Raw genomic sequence first — 21,174 nt, 5'->3', positions numbered from 1 at the left:
TTTAATCCCGCGTCTTCCCTTGACGCCCCCCCCTCCCGACATAGCCTTGCGCGCTTTTCATTTTGGCAATGGCGCAAGACCTCAAAGACACCCTGCAGCTTCCTAAAACGGATTTCTCCATGCGCGCCAACCTCGTTGGCCGGGAGCCCGTGCGCCTCGCCCATTGGCAAAAGATGGATCTCTACAGCGCGATTCAGAAAAAACGCGCCACCACGGCCGACGGTAAGCCCAACGAAAAAACCTACGTCCTCCACGACGGCCCGCCCTTCACCAACGGCGACGTTCACATCGGCACCGCGCTCAACAAATCGCTCAAAGACATCACCCTTCGCTACCGCACGATGACCGGCCACCGCACGCCCTACGTGCCCGGCTGGGACTGCCACGGCCTCCCCATCGAGCAAAAGGTGATGCGCCAGCTCCAGTCGGAGAACAAACAAGTCTCCACTGCCGAAATGCGCTCTCTCTGCGACGCGTTTTCCGAGAGCTGGATCAAGACCCAGACCAAACAATTTCAACGCCTCGGCGTCCTCGCCGACTGGAAAAACGAGTACAAAACCAAAGCCCCCGCCTACGAAGCCGACATCATCCGCACCTTCGCCGCGTTTGTGGAGAAAGGCCTCGTTTACCGCAGCAAGAAGCCCGTGTATTGGTCGATCCCCTTCGAGACCGCCCTCGCCGAAGCCGAGATCGAGTACAAAGACCACATCTCCATCGCCATCTGGGTGAAGTTCGCCGTCCCAGCCACCGAGGCGCAGCAGTTCAACATCCCGTCCGACAAGCCACTCTTCATCGTCATCTGGACGACCACCCCTTGGACGATCCCCGCCAACCTCGCGATCGCCCTGAATGCAGAAGTCGACTACGTCGTCGCTGACATCGGCGGCGAGCGCATCATCGTCGCTCAGCCACTGCTGAACTCCGTAATCGAAGCAGCCAAAACTTCAAAGACGCTCCCGGCCGACTTCTCCAGTGCCAACGTCGTTCTCACGGTCAAAGGCGCTGCTCTCGAAAAACTCTCCGCTCGCCACCCCTTCATCGACCGCCCCTCGCCCGTCGTTTTGGCCGACTACGTCACGACCGACTCCGGCACCGGCGCCGTCCACACCGCACCCGGCCACGGTGGCGAAGATTATCTCACCGGCCTCAAGTACGGCCTCGAGATCTACTGCCCCGTCGGCGACGACGGCCGCTACCTCGACGACGGCAAAGTCCCCGCCGATCTCGTCGGCCTCACCGCCCTCGAAACCGTCGAAGACCTCGCCGCGAAAAAACCTTCGCCCGCCAATCTCGCCGTCCTGAAAAAACTCGCCGCCGCCGGTGCGCTGCTCGCGAAGTCCAAGCTCACGCACAGCTACCCGCACTGTTGGCGCTCTAAGACCCCGATCATCTTCCGCGCCGTCGACCAGTGGTTCGTCTCGCTCGATAAGAACAACGTCCGCACCGACGCCCTCGCCTCCATCGGCAAAGTCCAGTGGGTACCCGCTTGGGGCGAAAACCGCATCCGCGGCGCCGTCGAGTCCCGCCCCGATTGGTGCATCAGCCGCCAGCGTTCCTGGGGCGTCCCGATCATCGCTTTCTACGGCGAAAACAAAAAGCCCTTCATCGACGCCTCTGTGATCCGCGCCGTCGCCGCCAAGATCGCCACCAAGGGCACCAATTTCTGGTACGACGCCACCCCCGCGCAGATCCTCGAAGGCATCACACTTCCCGCCGACTGGCCCGCACCCTCCGCGCTCACCTGCGGCCGCGACACCCTCGATGTCTGGATCGACTCCGGCTCCTCGCACGCCGCCGTCCTCCGCAACGCCCAAGGCGGCACCCGCGCCCCCGCCGATCTCTACCTCGAAGGCTCCGACCAGCACCGCGGCTGGTTCCAGTCTTCCCTCTGGACGAGCATCATCGCCGCGGGCGAAGCGCCCTACAAAGCCGTCCTCACCCACGGCTTCATCGTCGGCGAAGACGGCAAAAAAATCTCCAAGTCCGGCCAGTACGAGAAACCGCCGACCTCCGATAACTACATCGCCCAATACGGCGCCGACGTCATCCGCCTCTGGATCTCCTCCCAGGACTTCACGCAGGACATCACCCTCTCCGAGAAAATCCTGAACAACGCCTCCGAAGCGTATCGGCTTTTCCGCAACACCTTCCGCTACCAGCTTTCCAACCTGTTCGACTTCGACGTCACCCGCGACTCCGTGCCGCTCGAGCAGATGGACACGCTTGATCGCTGGGCGCTCCACCAAACCGCCGCGCTCCTCCGCGACTGCACCGCCGCCTACGAAGCCTACGAGTATCACCGCGTTTACCAGCTCTGCAGCCAGTTCTGCTCCGCCACACTCTCCGCCGTTTACCACGACATCCTCAAGGATCGTCTCTACACCCACGGCACGCAGAGCACGCTCCGTCGCTCCTCTCAGACCGCGATCCACCACATCTTCCAGACGCTCGTTAAGATCCTCGCGCCCGTCCTGACCTTCACGTCCGACGAAGCCTGGTCCTTCGCGACCTCGAATACCGAATACATCGAAGACTCCGTCCACCTCCAGGACTGGCCCGTCGCCCCCGCCTCGTGGACCAACACCGAGATCGAAGCCGATGTCGCCGTCCTCCTCAAAGCCCGCGCTCTCGCCAACGAATCCATCGAGCCCCACCGCGCCGCCGGCAAACTCGGCAAATCCCTCGATGCCTCGCTCACGCTCACCGGCCCGGCCGATGACGCCACATTCAAGGTTCTCGAAAAACACCGCGATTTTCTACCCGAACTTTTCATCGTATCGCACGTCAATCTCACGCCCGCACCTGCCGGCACCACCCTGACGATCCATGTACGCCACTGCGAAGAACTCGGATACAAACGCTGCCCGCGCTGCTGGCGTTGGGTTCCCGCCCTGGAGACGACCGGCCAAGGCGAAGTCTGCCCCCGCTGCGCCGAGGCCCTGAAAACATAATTTTCTAACTCCCCAAACAAACCATCCACCTCATGGCCAAGCACAAAAAACCCGCCCCTGCAGCCAAGAAGAAACCGACAGCCAAACCGTCCAAGCCAGCTCCTCGACCCTCAAAATCTTCCAAGCCTTCCAAGCCGCTGAAACCGGCCAAGCCGACCCCGTCGGCCAAGAAGGCTCCGAAGCCGTCGAAGCCCGCCAAACCGGTACCAAAGAAAGTCCCGCCCGTGCCTGCCAAAAAAGACAACTCTCCCGCCAAATCTGGCGATAAACACGCCGCCAAGCCCACCGCGAAATCGACTCCACCGATTCCCGCCAAAGCCCCGGCCAAGCCCGAATCTTCCGGCAAATCCACGCCGCCCATCGCTTTGAAGCCCACAGGTAAAACCACACCGCCCATCTCCGTTCCCAAGACCGCCGCCGCGCCCGTTAAAGCCGCCGGCAAAGGTGACGCCAAGTCCAACGCCCGCGAACTCCTCCGCAGCCGCATCCTCGGCTCGAAGAAAGCCAGCAAGCCCATCGCCTTCAGCTTGGACGAAGTCCGCGAAATCGCGAAGACCGCCGTCGTCAAAACGCCGGAAGTCTCCCCTGAAACCAAAGCCAACAAGGCCGCGGCCACCAAGGCCAAGATCGACCTCTCCAAACTCGAAAAGCCCGCGACGCCCCACCACATCAAGGCCGCCTCGCTCGCCGACATCCTCGGCTTCAACCCGAAGAAAGCGCAAAAAGCCGTTACGCACATCGACCCCGAAAACGTCCCGGAGAAATTCCGCAAATACTACAAACTGCTCCTCGATCTCCGCACCCACCTCACCGAAGGCATCGAACTCCACTCCGAGGAAACCCTCAAACGCTCCTCCAAAGACGACTCCGGCGACCTCTCCAGCTACGGCCAGCACATGGCCGACGCCGGCACCGACACCTTCGACCGCGATTTCGCCCTGAGCCTCGTCTCCAGCGAACAGGAAGCGCTCACCGAGATCGACGCCGCCATTAAGCGTATCCACGACGGCACCTACGGCATCTGCGAAGCCACCCAAAAGCCCATCGCCAAAGACCGCCTCCTCGCAGTTCCGTTCACGCGTTACTCCGCCGAGGCGCAAAAAGACATCGAACGTAACCGCTACCGCTCCCGCTCCGCCGCCGGCCTCTTCGGCGAAATGGGCGAAGAAGGCGCCACCAAGATGGCCGACGACGGCGGCGGCGACGACGAATAATCCACCACGATTTCCCTCCGAAGGGCCGACCTCACCGTCGGCCCTTCTTCTTTCCGAGGTAGGGCGCGTTAGCCCTAACGCGCCGGTTCGACATCGCTTCACCTATTCTTCGCAATCCGCGTTCGCGTCTCTACGTCCCATCGTCCGATGACCTCCTACCACGTCTTCTTCTCCGCAAAATCCGAAGCCGACGAACCACCGCTTATCGCCGCCACGCACGCCCTTGCCGCCGAACTCACCTCCGCCGGTAAAATCACCTCTCATCGTTTTCTGCGCGTCACCAACTCAGCCAGCTTCACCGGGCTCCCCCGCTTCCAGCTCATCGTCGATTGCTTCGATCAAGCGGGCCTCGACTCCGCCATGGCTCACATCCGCGCACGCATTCACGAAGGACCGCACGGCGAAATCCTCCGCTGCGTCGGCGATTTCAAAGTCGCCTTTTCCGCAGACGCCTAGCCCTCACCTCGCCGCCTTCGCTCCAAAATTTCAGCCTCCCCACCCGCCGCCCACTCCGCTTTCCTCCGCGCCTCCTCCAGCCTCTCCGCATGACCGAGCCCACCGAGACTCCTCCGCCTCAAATCTACCCGCCCACCAACGGCGGCCGCCCCCGCACCCGCTGGGAACGCATCCGCGCCTACCGCCTCCTCTGGATCATCGGCCTCATCCTCTTCGCGTTCGATCTCCTCACCAAGCTCTGGATCGTCCGCCACATCCCTTTCGATCCTTACCACGATCACGGCGCCCACCAGGACATCACCATCATCCCCGGATTTTTCTACCTCATCCACGTCGGCAACACCGGCGCCGCCTGGTCCATCCTATCTGGTAAAAGTACGCTTCTCGCGATGCTCGCCCTCGGCACGCTCGTCGCGATCTTCTTCTGGCGCCGCACACTCGGCCTCCACATCCGCCGCATCCAGCTCAGCTTCGGCCTCCTCTGCGGCGGCATCGTCGGCAACCTCGTGGACCGCCTCGCGTACGGTCACGTCGTGGACTTCCTCGATTTCCACTTCGGAAATTACATCTACCCTACCTTCAACATCGCCGACTGCGGCATCTGCATCGGCGTGATCTTGTACCTCTGGCACTCCTGGCGCGCCCCCGAGCTGCGGTAACCGCACTCAATTCATAGAATCAGTCTCTCCATAGTCCGCGATTTACACCCATCGCTGACTGACTGCTTTCTCTTGGAGCGCCCCTTTGCGCACCGCGTTCATCACCCGCCTCCGCTAGTCGGTCGCCTCCTTTCACTCTTCCCTCTTCACCCGTCACTCTTACTTCCCCATGTCTCGCCCCGACATCTTCCTCGGCACCGACAGCGGCGCCACGACCTCCAAAACCGGCGGCATCTGGGCCAGCAACGCCGCCCCCATCTCCAACCACCTCCGCCAGAGTTCCACCAACTCCCAGGCTGGCACCGCCGCCGTAGTCAGCGGCTGGGTACAAGGCGTCATCGGCTTCCTCGAGGAAAACAAACTCGCCTGGTCCCAGGTCCGCGGCGTGGGCCTCGCCATCCCCGGCCCGTACAAACGCTACGGCGTCCTCGACCGCACCGCCAACCTCCCCGCCAGCTTCGAAGGCTGGGACTTCCACAACGACTACGCCGCCGCCCTCGCCCAAGCCGCCGGTCGCCTCATCCCGCTCGTCTCCGGCAACGACGGCAACTACGGCGGCGTCGGCGAAGCCCAGCGCGTTCGCGGCGATAAAAAAGCCTCCGTCCTCATGCTCGCTCCCGGCTCCGGCCTCGGCGCCGCCTTGATCGACCAAAACGGCCTCCCTCTCGACGGCGACACCCTCGCCGGAATGGAAGCCGGCCACATGCCGTCCCCGCTCCACCTCCTCGGCGGCATCCGCCCCTTCCGCTGCGGCTGCGGCCGCGATTGGGGCTGCGTCGAAGCCTACACCACGCTCTCCGGCCTCCCTCAACTCCTCGAAGAGAAACTCCCCAAATACCCCGACCACGAACTCGCGCGCTCCACCAAGCCTTCAAAGGAAAAAGTCTTCGCCCTCCGCACACTCGCTCAAAAAGGCGACGCCCTCGCCAGTGAGATCTTCGACTTCCAGGCCCGTGCGATGGGCCTCCACGTCGCCAATCTCGCGATGGCCCTCGACCCCGAATTCGTCGTCATCGGCGGCGGCCTCATGGACCCCGAATCCACCACGCCCGAATTCCGCGCCCGCTACCTCCGCATCCTCAAAGAATCCGCCTGGCCATACCTCTTCCCCGCGCAACGCGACACCCTGAAGATCGTCCCCGCCTCCCTCGGCGAACTCTCCCAAGCTATCGGCGCCGCCCTCGTCGCCCTCTACTCCGCTCGCCAATCCAAGTAGCCGCGAGTGCGCAGCGAGCGGACTCCATCGCGTCAGCTCTTCCCCTATCATCTCCGTCTTTGCGCCTTCGCGCCTTAGCGTGAGCCCTCTACTCCTCCGTTCACGCCTACCGACCATCCGTGCCGATCTGTGAAATCTGTGGTCAAAAAATGTCCTCTAAATATTCGCGTCCATTGGCGTCCATTCGCGGTTAAAAAAATCTCTCCACTCACGACACTAAACCTCGTGAGCAAAGCCTCTACGCGACGCGGTCATCGCTTCCGCTTCGTATGCGCCGCCGTCAGCGCCTGCGCGATCGCCATTTCCACCTTGTTGCGCGCCGACAGCAGATTCTGCCGCAGATAACGCCGCGCTCCCTCCGCATCCTTCGCCTCGATCGCCTCTAAAACTTTCAAGTGCTCCCCCGCCGTCGTTTGCACGCGATGCGCGCTCGTGATCACCGCCATGCGCACAAAATGCAGCCGCTCGTTGATGTCCTCGAGCGACTCCGTGAGAAACGGATTCCCCACCGCCTTCGCCAGGTTCAGGTGAAAATTCTCGTCCGCCCGCACCAGCTCCGCCGTCTCGAACTTCGCGCTGGCCTTGATCGCCATCAGCGGCTCCCAAAACGCGCGCTCTTTCGCCAGCACCTCCGCATCCACGCCGGACCGCGCCAGCCGCTCCACCACAAATAACTCCAGCGCCAGCCGCAGATCGTACAGATGGTGCGTCGCCTCCGCATCCGGCTGCTTCACATAGCAGCCCATGTTCGGCACTTGGTCCACGAGTCCCTGCTCCGCCAGCGCCCGCAATGCCTCGCGCACCGGAATCCGGCTCGCCGAAAACTCCTCGCACAACGTCTTCTCTCCGAGGTGATGCCCCGGCGGATAATGCCACCCGAGTATCCGTTCTCTCAATCCACGCAGGATCTGCGGCCCCAGCTGATTCGATCCCGCCGCCTCGCCGCCCGCCACCGTACTCGCTGAAGCTGCGCCAACCGGTGCTTTCGATGCGGGACTTTTGCGCGTGCGTGCCATGTGCGCTCGCGACGTTGCGAACCGATTTCTCCAGCGCAACGCCGAACCTCCGCCCGCTCCAAACCATGAGAATACTTAATTGTATACAATATGGCATACGCAGTGCTTTTTGCGCCCGCCTTCCCTTTTCCCATGACCGACACCAACCAGCCTGCTCGTTTTTGCCCAAGTCTCTCCCGGCGCACATCACCCGCCGTTCGCCACGCCTCTCCCGCCCGCCGCCTGCTCATCGCGATGAGCCTCCTCCCCGTCGCGCTCCTGGCCCAGCCCGCCGCCTCCGACGAGGTCGTGAAACTCGCCGACATCGAAACCGACGCCGGCGAACTCGACCTCTACAGCGTTCTCCCGTCGCGACCAACCAGCACCGTCTTCGGCACCGATCGCGCCGTGCAAGACACTCCCCGCTCGATCACCGTCATCGAAAGCTCCCTCACCGATCTCTACGGCATCCGCACCGTCAACGATTTCGTCGCCGTCACCGCCGGCTCTTTCACCGGAAACTATTTCGGCGTCCCCGGCGCCCTCGATGTTCGCGGCGAGCGCGCCGACAACTTCTTCCGCGGTTTCCGCCGCATCGAAAATCGCGGCAACTTCCCCACGCCCATCGCCTCGACCGACTTCGTCGAGATCATCAAGGGTCCGCCTCCGCCCGTCTACGGCGGCGGCAAAGTCGGCGGCATCCTCAACTTCATCCCCAAGACCGCGAAGAGCAAAACCGCCAAGTTCATCGAGAAACCCCAGGGCATCGCCTCTGTCACGCTCGGCACCTACGACAAGAAAATCGCCAGTGTCGAATACGGCACGCCCTTCTCCCTCTTCGGCAAACGCTCCGGCGCCTACGGCTTCATCCAGACCGAGGACTCCGAAAACTACTACAACAACATCTACAACAAGGGCACCCTCGCCCAGCTGGCCGTCGATACCGAGCTCTCCGACTCCGTTCTCCTCGAATACGGCGTCATGGCCCAGTGGGCCGACCTCAACCAGTCCCTCGGCTGGAACCGCGTCACCCAGGAGCTGATCGATACCAACGGCGGCCGCTACCTCTCCGGCCGCCCCGCGCTCAATCTCGACACCAACGGCAACGGCTACCTCAGCCCGTCCGAAATTAGCGCGTATTCGCTCGAGCAATTCGCCTTCGCCGACCCGTTCCCCTACGGCGCGCTCACCGCGAACCAGCAGGCCGCCTTCCGCCTCGATCCCACCACCGTCAAGTACACCAGCATCGGCCACAACACCGTGCAGGTGGAGCCCGGTGACTTCTCCCAAACCGACGCACTCACGCTCTACTTCGACATCACCAAAACCTTCACGTCCGACTTCAACGTGAAGAACCAGTCGTTCTACGACTCCATGAATCACACGAAGTACTCGAGCTACGGCTTCACCGCCGACTACGTCGCGATGGCTTTCGAGAACAAGACCACCGCCAACCTCAAGCTCACGCCCTCCGAGCACACCGTCCTCGATACAATCTTCGGCGTCTCCTTCCGCTACTCCGACGGCGACGAACGCGAATCACGCGGCCGCGGTTACCAGGTCCTCGACCGCCGCGACATCTCCGTCGGCGCCACCGGCAACGACCGCTTCGAAGGCGCCCACACCGGCACCGGTAACGTACCCTACAACTGGAGACAGACCGGCGATTTCTCCGACTTCGGTATCTTCGGCCTCATCGACGCCACCTTCTTCGAAAAACTCGGCGTCATCCTCAGCGGTCGCTGGGATCGCTACGAAGCCACCACCAACGGCACCGACCTCGCCTCGGTCTTCCAGGAAGTCTCCGCCAGCGACTCCGCCTTCACCTACAACGCCAGCGTCAACTACAAGCTCCCCGCCGGCCTCAGTACCTACGTCACTCACGCCGAATCTCGCTACCTCGAACTCGGCCAGGGTGGCATGATCGACCGCCTCAACCTCGCCCAAGGCACCTGGCTGCAAGATTCCGAAATCTCCGAGATCGGCCTCAAAGGCTCGCTCCTCAAAAACCGCCTCTACGCCACCCTCGCCTACTACGAGCAGGAGAAAACCGCCTTCAACTCCCAGGCCGGCACCTTCGACACCTACGAGTCCGAAGGCACCGAACTCGAAGCCCGCTTCGCGCCGACGAAGACGCTCAGCTTCACCGCCGCCGCCACCTGGCAGAAGACGCTCCTCAAGAATCCGCCTTTTTTCCTAGGCGTCCCGCCCGGCGCTCTCGGCCTCGACCCCACGCTCGTTTACGGCGGCCGCTTCGTCAGCACCGGCCAGGTTCTCGGTGTGCAAACGCCGATCGAGGCACCCACGCCCCAGAAGGTCTTCTCCCTCGGCACCACCTATACCTCTCCCAAGGGCTGGGGCGGTTCCTTCGGAGGCACCTACGTCTCGTCTTTCTACTCCGGATACGCCCAGCAGATCAAACTCCCCGAGTACACCACCTACCGCGCCGCCATCTTCTACAACACCGGCCCGTGGTCCTTCCGCATCAACGCCAACAACATCTTCGACGAAAAGTCGTACGCCCCGCAGTTCCTCTTCTGGGACACCTTCATCAGCCCCAGCCAGGGCCCGACCGCCGAACTTACCGTCACCTACAAGTGGTAACGGGTGTTGTGTAGTTCATGGCGGCGGGAGCCTTGGGGTTCATAGCCCGCCCTTCCGCCGCCGCTGGCCCACCCCCTGCTAAAACACTTCAGAGGTCTTCCTCCGTCTACTCGCTACTCACTACCCGCTACTCGCTACTCCAGAGTCATGCCCCTTCCTTTCAACGACCCCACCGTCATCGCCGAGGTCACCGCGCAATTCGAAGCCTACGAACGCGCGCTCCTCAGCAACGACGTCGATGCCCTCACCGGCTTCTTCTGGGATTCACCCCATGCGATCCGCTTCGGCGTCAACGAGCACCTCTACGGCGCCGAGGCCATCGCTGAATTTCGCAAAAACCGCGTGATCAATTTCCGCGACCGCACCCCGCTCCGCACCACCGTGCAAGCCTTCGGCACCGACACCGCCGTCACCCAATACGAATATTCCGTCGTCTTCGCCGGCCAGCTCCGCCACGGCCGTCAAACCCAAGTCTGGATCCGCGTCCCCGACACCGGCTGGCGCATCGCCTCCGCCCACGTCTCCAACACCCCGCCCGCATCCTCCTGGCCCGGCTACATCGATCAGATGGCCGCCGCCCTCCACCTCCCGCTCTCCGCAGCACAACGCGAGGGCATCGCGCTCAACCTCGACCGCACCGCCGCCATCGCCGCGCCACTCCTCGCTTTCGCGCTCCCCGACGACCTCGAACCCGCCCACGTCTTCACGCCGTGACCTTCGTCCCGCACACCGCTACCGCACTGGAAATCTCCGCCGCCATCCGCGCGCGCCAGACCACCGCGCGCGCCGTAACTGAGGCCCTGCTCACCCGCATCACCGACACCCACGCCCGTATCAACGCCTTCACGACCGTCACCGCCGAGCGCGCCCTCGCCGAAGCCGCCGCCGTCGATGAAGCTCTCTCCAGCGGCATACCCGCGGGCCCCCTGACCGGCGTCCCCTACGCCGTCAAAAACCTGTTCGACCTCGAAGGCGTCGTCACGGTCGCGGGCTCGAAAATCAACCGCTCACACCCGCCCGCGACCTCCGACGCCACCGCCATCACCCGCCTCAAAGCCGCCGGCGCCATCTGCCTCGGCGCGCTCAACATGGGCGAATACGCCTACGACTTCGTCACCGAAAACGTCCACGACGGCCCCACCCGTAATCCCCACGATCTCGCCCGCTCCGCCGGTGGTTCTTCGGGCGGCAGCGGAGCCGCCGTCGCCGCCGGCCTCGTACCCATTTCCCTCGGGACCGATACCAACGGCTCCATCCGCGTCCCCTCCTCCTTCTGCGGACTCTTCGGCCTCAAGCCCACCTACGGTCGTCTCGGTCGCGGCGGCAGCTTTCCGTTTGTACACAGCATCGATCACATCGGCCCCTTCGCCCGCTCCGTCGCCGACCTCGCCGCCTCCTACGACGCCATGCAGGGCTTCGACCCGCGCGACGCCGCCTGCACCACCCGCGCCCCGGATTTCGCCTCGCCCGCGCTCGACTCACCCTCTCCCCCGGTGCGTATCGCCACCCTCGGCGGGTACTTCGAAAAAAGCGCCTCGCCCCAAGCCCTCGCCGCCGTCGCCACCATCGCCTCCGCCTTGGGTGCCACGGCCCGCACTGAACTCCCCGACCCCGCGCTCGCCCGCGCCGCTGGCTACACCATCAGCGCCTGCGAGGGCGGACAACTTCACCTCGAACGCCTCCGCACCCGCGCCGCCGATTTCGATCCCAACATGCGCGACCGCCTCGCCGCTGGCGCGATGCTCCCCGCCGCGTGGTACACCCACGCCCAGCGCTTCCGCGCCTGGTGGCGCGATCAGGTCCGCGCCGTTTTCCAAAACGTCGACGTCCTCCTCGCTCCCGCGACCCCCGTCTCCGCCACCTTCCTCGGCCAGCAGATGATGACACTCGACGGCGTTGAAATGTCCGTGCGCCCCAACCTCGGCCTCTTCACCCAACCCATCAGCCTCGCCGGCCTCCCCGTCGTCGCCGTTCCGATACACCGCCCCGGCGAAATGCCCATCGCCGTCCAGCTCATCGGCGCTCCCTGGGCCGAAGCCACCCTCCTCCGCGTCGCCCGTCAGCTCGAAAAATCCGGCGTCTGCACCGCCCGCGTCGCCGCCTTGTAACCGCGTCCCGATGACACCGCTCCGCCTAACATCACTGTCCATCGAAGCCGAGCCCTACGCGTTCACCTTCACGCCCGCGACCTGCGCTCTGCTCATCATCGACATGCAGCGCGACTTCCTCGAGCCCGGCGGCTTCGGCGAAGCCCTCGGCAACGACGTCTCCCAACTCCGCCGCACCATCGCGCCCAATCAACGCCTCCTCGCCGCCTGGCGCTCGCTCGGTCTCACCGTCCTACACACCCGCGAAGGTCACCGCCCCGATCTCGCCGATCTCCCCGAAAGCAAAAAAATCCGCGGCCGCGGCCCGACCACCATCGGCGACGCCGGCCCCATGGGGCGCATCCTCGTTCGCGGCGAAGCCGGCCACGACATCATCCCCGAACTCGCGCCCATCTCCGGCGAACCGATCATCGACAAACCCGGTAAAGGTGCCTTCTGGGCCACCGATCTCCACGCCATCCTCCAGAACCGCGGCATCCGCCAGCTCATCGTCACCGGCGTCACCACTGAGGTCTGCGTCCACACCACCGTCCGCGAAGCCAACGACCGCGGCTACGACTGTCTCGTCCCCTCCGACTGCGTCGGCTCCTACTTCCCCGACTTCCACGCCGCCGGCCTCGCCATGATCAAAGCCCAAACCGGCATCTTCGGCTGGGTCACGTCCTCCGAAAAAATCCTCTTCGCGCTCCCCTGATCATCGTCTGCCCAGCGCCCGAAACTCACGCACCCGCGCCGCCCTCCTTCGCTCCGACCTTAGCGCCTTCGCGTCTTCGCGATTCAACTTAACCGCCAACCGCCGCTCAACTCCATGACCGCAATCACTCCCACCCTCGCCAAACCCAGGCTCTGGGTCCCAGGCGACTGGAACGCCTTCTTCGGCTTCGGCACCAACATCCTCGTCAACGTCCTCACGCTTACCGGCCTCCTCCGCTTCGTGCTGCAGATGCCCGACGACCTCGTCTTCGGCCGCATCCTCCCCGCCGTCGGCCTCATGCTGTGCTTGTCCACCGGATACTACGCGTGGCTCGCCTACGACCTCGCCCGACGCACTGGCCGCACCGATGTCTGCGCCCTCCCCTCTGGCCCCGGCGTCGGCCACATGTTCATCGGCGTCTTCGTCGTCATGCTCCCCATCAAACTCCAGACCGGTGATCCCATCAAAGCCTGGGAAGCCGGCCTCACCTGGTGTTTCATCCAAAGCATCGTCCTCGTCCTCGGCGGTTTCGTCGGCAAATGGGTTCGCAAAGTCACCCCGCGCGCTGCGCTCCTCGGCACACTCGCCGGCGTCTCGATCACCTTCATCTCGATGCGCCCCGCGCTCCAGATGTACCTCACGCCCGCCATCGGCCTCCTCTGCTTCGTCGTCCTGCTCGTGAACTGGTTCGGCGGCGTCCGCTATTTTCGCGGCCTCCCCGCCGGACTCGTCGCCATCGCCGTCGGCACGCTTATCGCATGGGGCTCCACGCTCTTCGATTTCAACTTCGGCGGACTCTCTCTCAGCGGCCTCACCGCGTCCTTCACGCACTTCGGATTCAGCATTCCGCTGCCCGCCTTCGGCCACGTCTTCTCCGGCTTCGAATTCCTCGGCGTACTCCTCGTCACCGCGATTCCCTTCGGCCTCTACGACCTCGTCGAAGCCATCGACAACGTCGAAAGCGCCTCCGCCGCCGGCGACAGTTTCCCCACGACCAAGGTACTCGTGGCCGACGGCGTCATCAGCATGATCGGCTGCCTGATGGGCAACCCGTTCATCCTCGCCGTGTACATCGGGCACCCCGGCTGGAAAGCGATGGGTGGCCGCGTCGGCTACTCACTCTTCACCGGCGTGATGATCATCACCCTCTGCTGGCTCGGCATCGTCCCCGTCATGCTCGCTGCGATTCCGGTCGTCGCGATCCTGCCCATCCTTCTCTACATCGGCATGTTGATCGGCTCGCAGGCCTTTCAAGAAACGCCTCGCCGCCACGCTCCAGCCATCATCGTCGCGCTCGTTCCCCACGTCGCCGCCTGGGCGCTCGCCCAAGCCAAAGGAGCCCTCGCCGCCGCAGGCATCATCAGTGTCTCTCCCGAACTCATAGAAAAAATGAAAAACGAAGGCGTACTCTTCCACGGACTCGAAATCCTCGGCGGAGGCGCCGTGCTCGGCGGCATCATCCTGAGTGCCGTGACTGTATTCATCATCGAGCGACAACTCTGGCGCGCCTCCGCCTTCGCCGCCGTCGGCGCAGCCCTGACCTTCTTCGGCTTCATGCACGGCGAACGCATCGGCATCGGCCACTCGCCCGCCATCGCCGCCAGTTACCTCATCGTCGCCGCCTGGCTCGCCGCATGCGCCAAATTCTCTGGAGTCACTCCGCTCCCGCCCGAGCCCGTCCACCACGACGCTCACGCCTGATCAAAATACCTTATAGCGGAATCGCGGATAGGAAAACTACGAATGGATTGTTCAGCGCTTCCGCGATTCCGCGATCTCCCATTCCGATTCCTTTTCTCCGACCTTAGCGCCTTTGCGTCTTCGCGCTTCAACTAACCGCACAAAGAACAGCCACGACTATTCGCCAACGGCACTTCACTCCACATTCGCGATCTGCTCGCGAATTCGCTCCAGCTCATTCTTCAGCTCAATCACCGCTTTCGAAATCGTGAGATCATTCGCCTTCGCGCCCGTCGTGTTCACTTCACGCCCGATCTCCTGCAAAATAAACTCCGACTTCCGCCCGATCTCACCGTCGCTCTTCAGCAACGTCGTGAACTGCTCCAGATGACTCTTCAACCGCGTCAGCTCCTCGGTCACATCCGAGCGATCCGCAAACAACGCCACTTCCTTGAGCACGCGCTCATCATCCACTTTCAACTCCAGCCCCGCCTCACGCAGACGCTTGAGCAATAACTCGCGATAAGTCGGCGCCACTTGCGGCGCGCGCTCCGCCACGATCGCCACCTGCACGCGCAAGATCGCTAGCCGCGCCTGAAAATCCGTCATCAGCGCCGCTCCCTCTTTCGCGCGCATCGCCGAAAACGCCTTCAATGCCTCCTCCGTCGTCGCCAGCGCCACCACCTGCGCCTCCTCGACCGGCGGCAGCTGCGAACTCTTCCGCTGCGCATTCGCTACATTCCACAGCAAGTCGGCCGACGGCGCAAACGTCACACCCCGCTTCGCCGCAAACGCCGCGAGCTTGTCCAGATTTGCCGCGACCACCGCCTCATCCCACGTCGCCGCCTGCGCCGCTTCAGATCCCGTCACCTCGAACTTCACATGGATCTTCCCGCGCAGCGCATATTTCCGCACCAGCTCGCCCACCGGCGCTTCAAGCGCCTCCCACTCATTCGGCAGCGACACCTGCAAATCCAATGTCTTCCGGTTCACAGAATTCACCTGCACCGTAAGCGTATAATTCCCCAGCGCCGCCGTCGCGCGCCCAAATCCGGTCATGCTCTTCATACGCGTTCTCCCAAGATCTTCGCGACTTGCTGCACGTCTTTATCTCCGCGTCCCGAAAGATTCACGACGATGACTTTGCCCTTCCCAAGCGCCTTCGCCTGTTTGATGCCCTCGACGATTGCATGCGTGCTTTCCAGAGCCGGAATGATGCCTTCCGTGCGCGACAACAGCTGAAACGTCTCCAGCACTTCGTCGTCACACGCATACGCGAAATCGATGCGCTTTCGGTCGCGATAAAACGCGTGCTCCGGTCCGACGGCCGCGTAATCGAGCCCCGCACTCACCGAGTGCGTCAGCTCGATCTGCCCGTCCTGGTCCTGCAGCAAAAACGTCTTGCACCCCTGCAACACTCCGAGCCGCCCACCCGCAAAACGCGCCGCGTGCTCGCCGCGCTTGATGCCATGCCCACCCGCTTCAACGCCCGTCATCTTGACCTGCGTGTCTTCCAAAAACTCGAAAAACAACCCGATCGCGTTCGAGCCGCCACCAACACACGCCACGAGCGCATCCGGCAGACGCCCTTCGCGTTTCAAAATCTGCTCCTTCGCCTCGATGCCAATCACGCGGTGGAAATCCCGCACCATCGCCGGATACGGATGTGAGCCATACGCCGTACCCAAGATATAGTGCGTCGATCGCACATTGGTCACCCAGTCGCGCATCGCCTCATTGATCGCTTCCTTGAGCGTCTTCTGCCCGGCCTCCACGCCGCGCACTTCCGCGCCCATCAGCCGCATGCGAAAAACGTTCAGCGCCTGCCGCTCCATGTCGTGCGCGCCCATGTATACCACGCACTCGAGTCCAAACTTCGCGCACGCCGCCGCCGTCGCCACGCCGTGCTGACCCGCGCCCGTCTCGGCGATGATGCGCTTCTTGCCCATGCGCTTCGCGAGGATCGCCTGCGCCAACGCGTTGTTGATCTTGTGAGCGCCGGTGTGGAGCAGGTCTTCGCGCTTCAAATAAATCTTCGCCCCGCCGACATGCTGCGTCAGGCGCTCCGCGAAATAGAGCTCCGTCGGACGCCCCGCGAATTCCTTCAAATGAAACCGCAGCTCTTCGAGAAACTGCGGATCCTTCTTCGCCTCGTCATACGCCGCGCCCAGTTCCTTCAGCGCCGTCCAGAGCGTCTCAGGCACAAACACGCCGCCATACGGGCCGAAGTGGCCGGTGGCGTCGGGCATCGAGAAACGATCAAGCGGAGCGGTGGCAGCGGATGACATAGCCCGCCAACGTGAACACCCCACCCCCGCCGTGCAAATCGGTTTTCACCATCGGCCGCACAGCTCCGCGCTCTCTTTCACCCTTCACTTTTCATCCCTCACTCCAGCGCCGGCAGATTCTTCAGGAAATTCACCGTGAACAGCGCCCCCGCCCGGCCCGCTAGCGCATAAAATGGCACTCCATCATACGGCGCATCGCTCACCACCCGAAACGCCACGTACCTCACGCCATAAGCGTGCGCCAGCGCCGCCACGTGCCCAGACTCCATCTCCTCCACATCCATCCCAAACGTGTCGCGCGACCACTTCACCCGGTCCAGCTCCAGATTGATCTCATGCGCCGACCCGATGACGCCTTCGTACAAATTCCCCATCGGATTCCGCGTCCGCATCGCGACCTCAATGCATGCCGCATCTCCCTCAAACCCCTTCGGAAACGCCACCAACTCCCCGTCCTTCCCCTTCCTCACCTTCTGTGCGAGCGGCGTCCAACTCAGAGCATCGCTCCCCGCTCCGACTCCGCGCACCCGCGTGACAAAATTCCCATAGTCCAGCGCCCGCCGCCCCACGATGATGTCGTGAAGCCCGAGATACGGCGCCTGCGCCCCGCTCGTCCCCTGATTAACGATCAACTTCGGCGAAAACTCCTCGATCCCCAGTACCGTCGCCGCCGTGCAGTTGATCAGCCCCTGCCCCGTCAGCGACACCGCAACCTTATGCGGCCCCACTTTCCCCACCCAAAACGAAAACGGCCCCACCTCCACTTTGCGCGCATCGCTCAGCGCTTCGCGGATCATCCCGATCTCCAGCTTCTCCGCCCCCTGCACGAGAATATCCACGCGCTCGCCGCCACGCGCCGCCACCGCGAGAGCGACCATCAACAACACCTGAGCCCAGTTCCTTAACGAAAACGTCTTCATTTCAAAACCTCCACCCACGTCAAAACCAGTTCCGCCGCCTGCGCCTGCGCCGCCGCAACCTCAGTCTCGCCCGACGTCACCGGCACAATCACGCGTATCCCCGCCGCGGGCACACCAAACAACTTCGCGCACACCGCCACATGCGCCGACTCGAAATCCTCGCAACTAGTCCCCCATTTCTCGCGCAGCCAAGCCACGCGATCCGCCTCGCGATTGATCTGATGCGCCGAGCCAAGCACGCCCGCTTTCACCTTCCCTCCACTACCTTCACCCAATTTCAAACTCAACGCCGCCGTCTTCGCCCCCTCACTCGCCGGAAACGACTCCGTGTAAGTCTCCACTTCACCCGACGAAATCGGCGCATGCGGCAGCTTCTTCCAATCCCCGAGTTTCACGCCTTCGCCCAGTCCCCGATGCCCCGAGATAAACCCATCGAACGCCACAAATTTTTCGCTCACGACCACATCGCCCGCCTTCAACGTCACATCATGCGGCCTTGCGATTCCGTAGCTCAGCACCAGCGCCGGATCGAATTTCCTGATCGCCAGCGTCACCGCCGCCACCGCGTTCAGCGGATCGCCCTCGGTCCGCGCCAGCACCACGGATTCCCCTGAAAGGGTCCCGCTCCAAAACGTCCACGACGTCAGCGTCGTCTCCTTCACGTCGCGCATCTTCGCGCGCACCGGCGCCAGTTCAGCCTCCGTCGCCGCCGCGATCAGCAAATCCACCTTCGCCAACGCACCCGTCGGCAAACACCACGCCAGCGTCAACATCGCCACGCACACACTGATTTTCGAAAATTGCATGAGCCGCCCGTTCAGCACGCATCATGCCGCCGCCCATCCGCACTCCCTCGGGAAATTGAGTCTTGCCCGCGCTCCGCACGCCCCGCTTTGCTCGCCCCTTTCCATGAGCAAAACACCTCCTGCCGCCAACGAAAACGCCGTCCTCAAAACGTCCTATGGCGAGATCACCATCGCCTTCTGGCCCGATGTCGCCCCCAAGACCGTCGAGAACTTCAAGAAGCTCGCCCGCGAAGGCTTCTACAACGGCACCGCCTTTCACCGCATCATTAAGGGCTTCATGATCCAGGGTGGCTGCCCCAACACCAAGGAAGGCCAGTCCGGCATGCCCGGCACCGGCGGCCCCGGCTACCAGATCAAGGCTGAGTTCAACGCCAAGCCCCACACCCGCGGCGTCATCTCCATGGCCCGCTCCTCCAATCCCGATTCCGCCGGCAGCCAGTTCTTCCTCGTCCACGGCGACGCCCGCTTCCTCGACAAACAGTACACCGCCTTCGGCACGATCGTGAAAGGCGACGAGGTCCTCGAACAACTCGCCAACGTCCCCACCAAGTCCGGTGGCGGCGGCGAAAAGAGCACCCCGGTCGAACGCGTCGCCCTCGAAACCGTCACGCTCGTCCCCGCGAGCTGATCGGCGTTATCCGTCTTTCAATCACCACCGCCGCCGCGCGCGCCGTCCTCACTCCCACGACTCGGCACCTCTGCGGCGCTCACTTCGCCCGGGCTCGATTATGAGCCCGGGCTTTTTCTTCCAGAGCCCGGACCTTCACCGCCTTCGCCAGCGCGATTACCTCGCTGCCCTTGTCCACATACGGCGTCCACAGCCCGCCCAGCCCGCGCGTCTCCGCGAGCGCCATGCGCATCGCCGCCTCCCCGCTCGGCCGCATCCCCAGCATCGGATCTTTCAATACCTGGTCCGCCAGCGCCTCCGCCACCTCCCCATTGCCCGCCCGCAGCGCGATCAACGCCAGCGCCGCCAGCACCCTCGGCCGGCTGCCCCACGCTTCGCGTTTCGTCTGCAGATTCCGGATGACCTCGCTCCTCGGTTCCGCGCTAAACGCCTCCGTCAACGCCAGCCAGTCCCACGCCTCCGCATAGTTTTCGTCTAGCGCCACCGCCCGGTCCAGCCACCCGCGCAACTCCGCCGCATCGCCTTCCGGCAAGCGATACCCCGCGCTCACATCGACCAGCGACTGCCCGAGCGACGTCTGCGCCAGCCACACCGGCACCACCGGATTATCCGTCCCCAGTCGCACCGCCTCCCGCCAGTGCGTCTCCGCTTGATGCCGCTCGCCTTCCCCCAGCGCGATCGACCCCAGCACTTCGTGCGGACGCGGCGAGCCCGGCTCTTTCTCCGCGAGTTGAAACATCCGATACGACTCCCCGCCGCCTTTGCGCGACCGCCAGCGCAAATTCACAAGCGCCAGCTCGCGCTCGAATTCCGTCGCCGCGCGAAACGCCACCGCCGTCCGCCCCCCGCGCACACTCTTGGGAAACGCCTGCACCGCGTACTTCCCCGTCTTCACATAGTGCTGCACGTCCATGCCGATCTCCTCCGCACTCTTTCCATACACCACCTGCAACGCATTCCGCGATTTCACGCCCTGCTGCAGCACCGCGATCAACCGGTTCAGATTCTTCCACCGCGTTTCCTCCGGCGATGTCATCAACAGATAATGCACCAGCGCCCAGGCCTGCGCATGGTAACGCACCTTCCCGTGCTCCGCGGAATCCCGGTTCACCACCAGCACATCCTCCAGATGCAGCCACCGCACGCTGTTGAGCATATCGACATATTCCCGGTTCTTCCGCCCCACCGTCACCACGCTCTCCTCGATCTCGATCGTCTCATAAAATCCCGAGAGCCCCGCCTCCAGCCACGGCGGCAGATTGTACCCACGCCACCGCGACAACAGGCTGACATAGCTGCTGTACAAACTCGCCGACCGCTCCCGCACCGATCCATCCGCGCAAAGACCGATCACCACTTCGTCCTCATGCGCGAACACGATCGACTTCAGATGCGCCTGCTCCCGCCCGTCGCGCATCGGCCGGTACGGCGCGAATTCCTTGTCCCGGTTAAACAACACCAGCGTGATCCGCTTCTGGTGAAACGGCGGCCCCGGCAGCACCTCGCTGAAATTCTCGCGAAACAACTCCAGCCGCTCCACCAGCGCCTTCGCCTCCCGCTCCGTGGTGCTGCTCAACACCTCGAAATTCGCCGTCTTCGCGTATAGCCAGCTCTCCGCCGCCATCGCCCCGTTCGCCAATAAAAGTCCCAGCCCAAATCCGACGCCAGCCAGCACCCGCCGCACGATCCCGCCCAGGACAACTCCACCCACGCCTCCAACGCCTCGGTTCATCATGACTCCTCATTTGCTCGAAACACCCGCCTATGTCCAGCGGTGCGAAAACCATCATCACTCCAAAACTCGATTACCACAGGCTCCCGATCGCGCCCCGGTCGAGCGCGTCACGCTCGCTTCAGCAATCGGAGCATCCCGGTTCACCGGATTTGCCAATCCGCCGTTGTCTATCCGGGGAAAAGTGCGCCGGTAGTCTGGAGGGACGACCTCCGTCCCGTCC

The 21,174-nt window shown here is 63.4% G+C and carries 17 protein-coding genes; 11 read left to right on the top strand and 6 right to left on the bottom strand.

What is annotated here, in order from left to right; genetic code table 11:
- The first annotated feature begins 119 nt into the window (after positions 1-119).
- The 5 genes from ileS (at position 120) to CMV30_RS14415 (ending at position 6,496) form a co-directional block, all read left to right on the top strand.
- Positions 120-2,951, top strand: coding sequence for an isoleucine--tRNA ligase (ileS, locus tag CMV30_RS14435; RefSeq protein WP_245844228.1), 2,832 nt, complete (start codon positions 120-122; stop codon positions 2,949-2,951).
- Positions 2,952-2,983: 32 nt separating this feature from the next.
- The gene (locus tag CMV30_RS14430) at positions 2,984-4,165 is read left to right on the top strand and encodes a TraR/DksA family transcriptional regulator (RefSeq protein WP_096056691.1); all 1,182 of its coding nucleotides are present in this window, start codon (positions 2,984-2,986) and stop codon (positions 4,163-4,165) included.
- Between the two features lie 147 nt (positions 4,166-4,312).
- Entirely contained in the window at positions 4,313-4,621 is a 309-nt protein-coding gene (locus tag CMV30_RS14425) for a DUF6614 family protein (protein WP_096056690.1), read from the top strand.
- An 89-nt stretch (positions 4,622-4,710) separates the two neighbouring features.
- Complete coding sequence (gene lspA / locus CMV30_RS14420) at positions 4,711-5,280, top strand: signal peptidase II (RefSeq protein WP_096056689.1); 570 nt, start codon at positions 4,711-4,713, stop codon at positions 5,278-5,280.
- Positions 5,281-5,449: 169 nt separating this feature from the next.
- Positions 5,450-6,496 (top strand): ROK family protein, encoded by a 1,047-nt coding sequence (locus CMV30_RS14415; RefSeq protein ID WP_096056688.1) that lies wholly within the window; start codon positions 5,450-5,452, stop codon positions 6,494-6,496.
- A gap of 251 nt (positions 6,497-6,747) precedes the next feature.
- Here the strand turns inward: CMV30_RS14415 and CMV30_RS14410 are convergent, their stop codons facing one another.
- A complete protein-coding gene (locus CMV30_RS14410) occupies positions 6,748-7,512 on the bottom strand; it encodes a GntR family transcriptional regulator (RefSeq protein ID WP_096056687.1) in 765 nt (254 codons plus the stop codon).
- 132 nt (positions 7,513-7,644) lie between these two features.
- Between CMV30_RS14410 and CMV30_RS14405 the strand changes: the two genes are divergently transcribed.
- The 5 genes from CMV30_RS14405 to CMV30_RS14385 all read left to right on the top strand — a co-directional run bounded on the left by CMV30_RS14405 (position 7,645) and on the right by CMV30_RS14385 (position 14,598).
- A complete protein-coding gene (locus tag CMV30_RS14405; RefSeq protein ID WP_138223314.1) occupies positions 7,645-10,095 on the top strand; it encodes a TonB-dependent siderophore receptor in 2,451 nt (816 codons plus the stop codon).
- Between the two features lie 147 nt (positions 10,096-10,242).
- Complete coding sequence (locus CMV30_RS14400) at positions 10,243-10,809, top strand: AtzH-like domain-containing protein (RefSeq protein WP_096056685.1); 567 nt, start codon at positions 10,243-10,245, stop codon at positions 10,807-10,809.
- Positions 10,806-12,203: an AtzE family amidohydrolase gene (locus tag CMV30_RS14395; RefSeq protein ID WP_096056684.1), complete on the top strand. Its 1,398-nt coding sequence runs from the start codon at positions 10,806-10,808 to the stop codon at positions 12,201-12,203. The genes CMV30_RS14400 and CMV30_RS14395 overlap by 4 nt, the downstream gene beginning before the upstream one ends.
- 10 nt (positions 12,204-12,213) lie before the next feature.
- Complete coding sequence (locus CMV30_RS14390; protein WP_096056683.1) at positions 12,214-12,897, top strand: cysteine hydrolase family protein; 684 nt, start codon at positions 12,214-12,216, stop codon at positions 12,895-12,897.
- Between the two features lie 114 nt (positions 12,898-13,011).
- On the top strand, positions 13,012-14,598 hold the full coding sequence (locus CMV30_RS14385) for a regulator (protein ID WP_096056682.1): 1,587 nt from the start codon (positions 13,012-13,014) through the stop codon (positions 14,596-14,598).
- Between the two features lie 174 nt (positions 14,599-14,772).
- Here the strand turns inward: CMV30_RS14385 and CMV30_RS14380 are convergent, their stop codons facing one another.
- The 4 genes from CMV30_RS14380 to CMV30_RS14365 form a co-directional block, all read right to left on the bottom strand.
- On the bottom strand, positions 14,773-15,645 hold the full coding sequence (locus CMV30_RS14380) for a YicC/YloC family endoribonuclease (protein ID WP_096056681.1): 873 nt from the start codon (positions 15,643-15,645) through the stop codon (positions 14,773-14,775).
- Complete coding sequence (trpB, locus tag CMV30_RS14375; protein ID WP_096056680.1) at positions 15,642-16,865, bottom strand: tryptophan synthase subunit beta; 1,224 nt, start codon at positions 16,863-16,865, stop codon at positions 15,642-15,644. The genes CMV30_RS14380 and trpB overlap by 4 nt, the downstream gene beginning before the upstream one ends.
- A 98-nt stretch (positions 16,866-16,963) precedes the next feature.
- Positions 16,964-17,785: a 5'-methylthioadenosine/S-adenosylhomocysteine nucleosidase family protein gene (locus CMV30_RS14370; protein WP_096056679.1), complete on the bottom strand. Its 822-nt coding sequence runs from the start codon at positions 17,783-17,785 to the stop codon at positions 16,964-16,966.
- Complete coding sequence (locus CMV30_RS14365; RefSeq protein WP_096056678.1) at positions 17,782-18,591, bottom strand: 5'-methylthioadenosine/S-adenosylhomocysteine nucleosidase; 810 nt, start codon at positions 18,589-18,591, stop codon at positions 17,782-17,784. The genes CMV30_RS14370 and CMV30_RS14365 overlap by 4 nt, the downstream gene beginning before the upstream one ends.
- A gap of 103 nt (positions 18,592-18,694) precedes the next feature.
- Between CMV30_RS14365 and CMV30_RS14360 the strand changes: the two genes are divergently transcribed.
- The gene (locus CMV30_RS14360) at positions 18,695-19,219 is read left to right on the top strand and encodes a peptidylprolyl isomerase (RefSeq protein WP_096057780.1); all 525 of its coding nucleotides are present in this window, start codon (positions 18,695-18,697) and stop codon (positions 19,217-19,219) included.
- A gap of 79 nt (positions 19,220-19,298) precedes the next feature.
- Here the strand turns inward: CMV30_RS14360 and CMV30_RS14355 are convergent, their stop codons facing one another.
- On the bottom strand, positions 19,299-20,954 hold the full coding sequence (locus CMV30_RS14355) for a tetratricopeptide repeat protein (protein ID WP_096056677.1): 1,656 nt from the start codon (positions 20,952-20,954) through the stop codon (positions 19,299-19,301).
- Positions 20,955-21,174: the final 220 nt, after the last annotated feature.

This window comes from Nibricoccus aquaticus, assembly GCF_002310495.1.
GTDB lineage: Bacteria > Verrucomicrobiota > Verrucomicrobiia > Opitutales > Opitutaceae > Nibricoccus > Nibricoccus aquaticus.
Note: the sequence above shows the minus strand (reverse complement) of the source record. Positions and strands in the feature narration are given on the sequence as shown.

Excerpts from the sequence above, each read along its gene's own strand:
- CMV30_RS14365 (WP_096056678.1), bottom strand. The coding sequence starts at position 18,591 with ATGCAATTTTCGAAAATCAGTGTGTGCGTGGCGATGTTGACGCTGGCG.
- CMV30_RS14415 (WP_096056688.1), top strand. The coding sequence starts at position 5,450 with ATGTCTCGCCCCGACATCTTCCTCGGCACCGACAGCGGCGCCACGACC.
- CMV30_RS14400 (WP_096056685.1), top strand. The coding sequence starts at position 10,243 with ATGCCCCTTCCTTTCAACGACCCCACCGTCATCGCCGAGGTCACCGCG.
- CMV30_RS14355 (WP_096056677.1), bottom strand. The coding sequence starts at position 20,954 with ATGATGAACCGAGGCGTTGGAGGCGTGGGTGGAGTTGTCCTGGGCGGG.
- lspA (WP_096056689.1), top strand. The coding sequence starts at position 4,711 with ATGACCGAGCCCACCGAGACTCCTCCGCCTCAAATCTACCCGCCCACC.
- ileS (WP_245844228.1), top strand. The coding sequence starts at position 120 with ATGCGCGCCAACCTCGTTGGCCGGGAGCCCGTGCGCCTCGCCCATTGG.
- CMV30_RS14425 (WP_096056690.1), top strand. The coding sequence starts at position 4,313 with ATGACCTCCTACCACGTCTTCTTCTCCGCAAAATCCGAAGCCGACGAA.
- CMV30_RS14360 (WP_096057780.1), top strand. The coding sequence starts at position 18,695 with ATGAGCAAAACACCTCCTGCCGCCAACGAAAACGCCGTCCTCAAAACG.
- CMV30_RS14370 (WP_096056679.1), bottom strand. The coding sequence starts at position 17,785 with ATGAAGACGTTTTCGTTAAGGAACTGGGCTCAGGTGTTGTTGATGGTC.
- CMV30_RS14410 (WP_096056687.1), bottom strand. The coding sequence starts at position 7,512 with ATGGCACGCACGCGCAAAAGTCCCGCATCGAAAGCACCGGTTGGCGCA.
- CMV30_RS14390 (WP_096056683.1), top strand. The coding sequence starts at position 12,214 with ATGACACCGCTCCGCCTAACATCACTGTCCATCGAAGCCGAGCCCTAC.
- CMV30_RS14405 (WP_138223314.1), top strand. The coding sequence starts at position 7,645 with ATGACCGACACCAACCAGCCTGCTCGTTTTTGCCCAAGTCTCTCCCGG.
- trpB (WP_096056680.1), bottom strand. The coding sequence starts at position 16,865 with ATGTCATCCGCTGCCACCGCTCCGCTTGATCGTTTCTCGATGCCCGAC.
- CMV30_RS14380 (WP_096056681.1), bottom strand. The coding sequence starts at position 15,645 with ATGAAGAGCATGACCGGATTTGGGCGCGCGACGGCGGCGCTGGGGAAT.
- CMV30_RS14430 (WP_096056691.1), top strand. The coding sequence starts at position 2,984 with ATGGCCAAGCACAAAAAACCCGCCCCTGCAGCCAAGAAGAAACCGACA.
- CMV30_RS14385 (WP_096056682.1), top strand. The coding sequence starts at position 13,012 with ATGACCGCAATCACTCCCACCCTCGCCAAACCCAGGCTCTGGGTCCCA.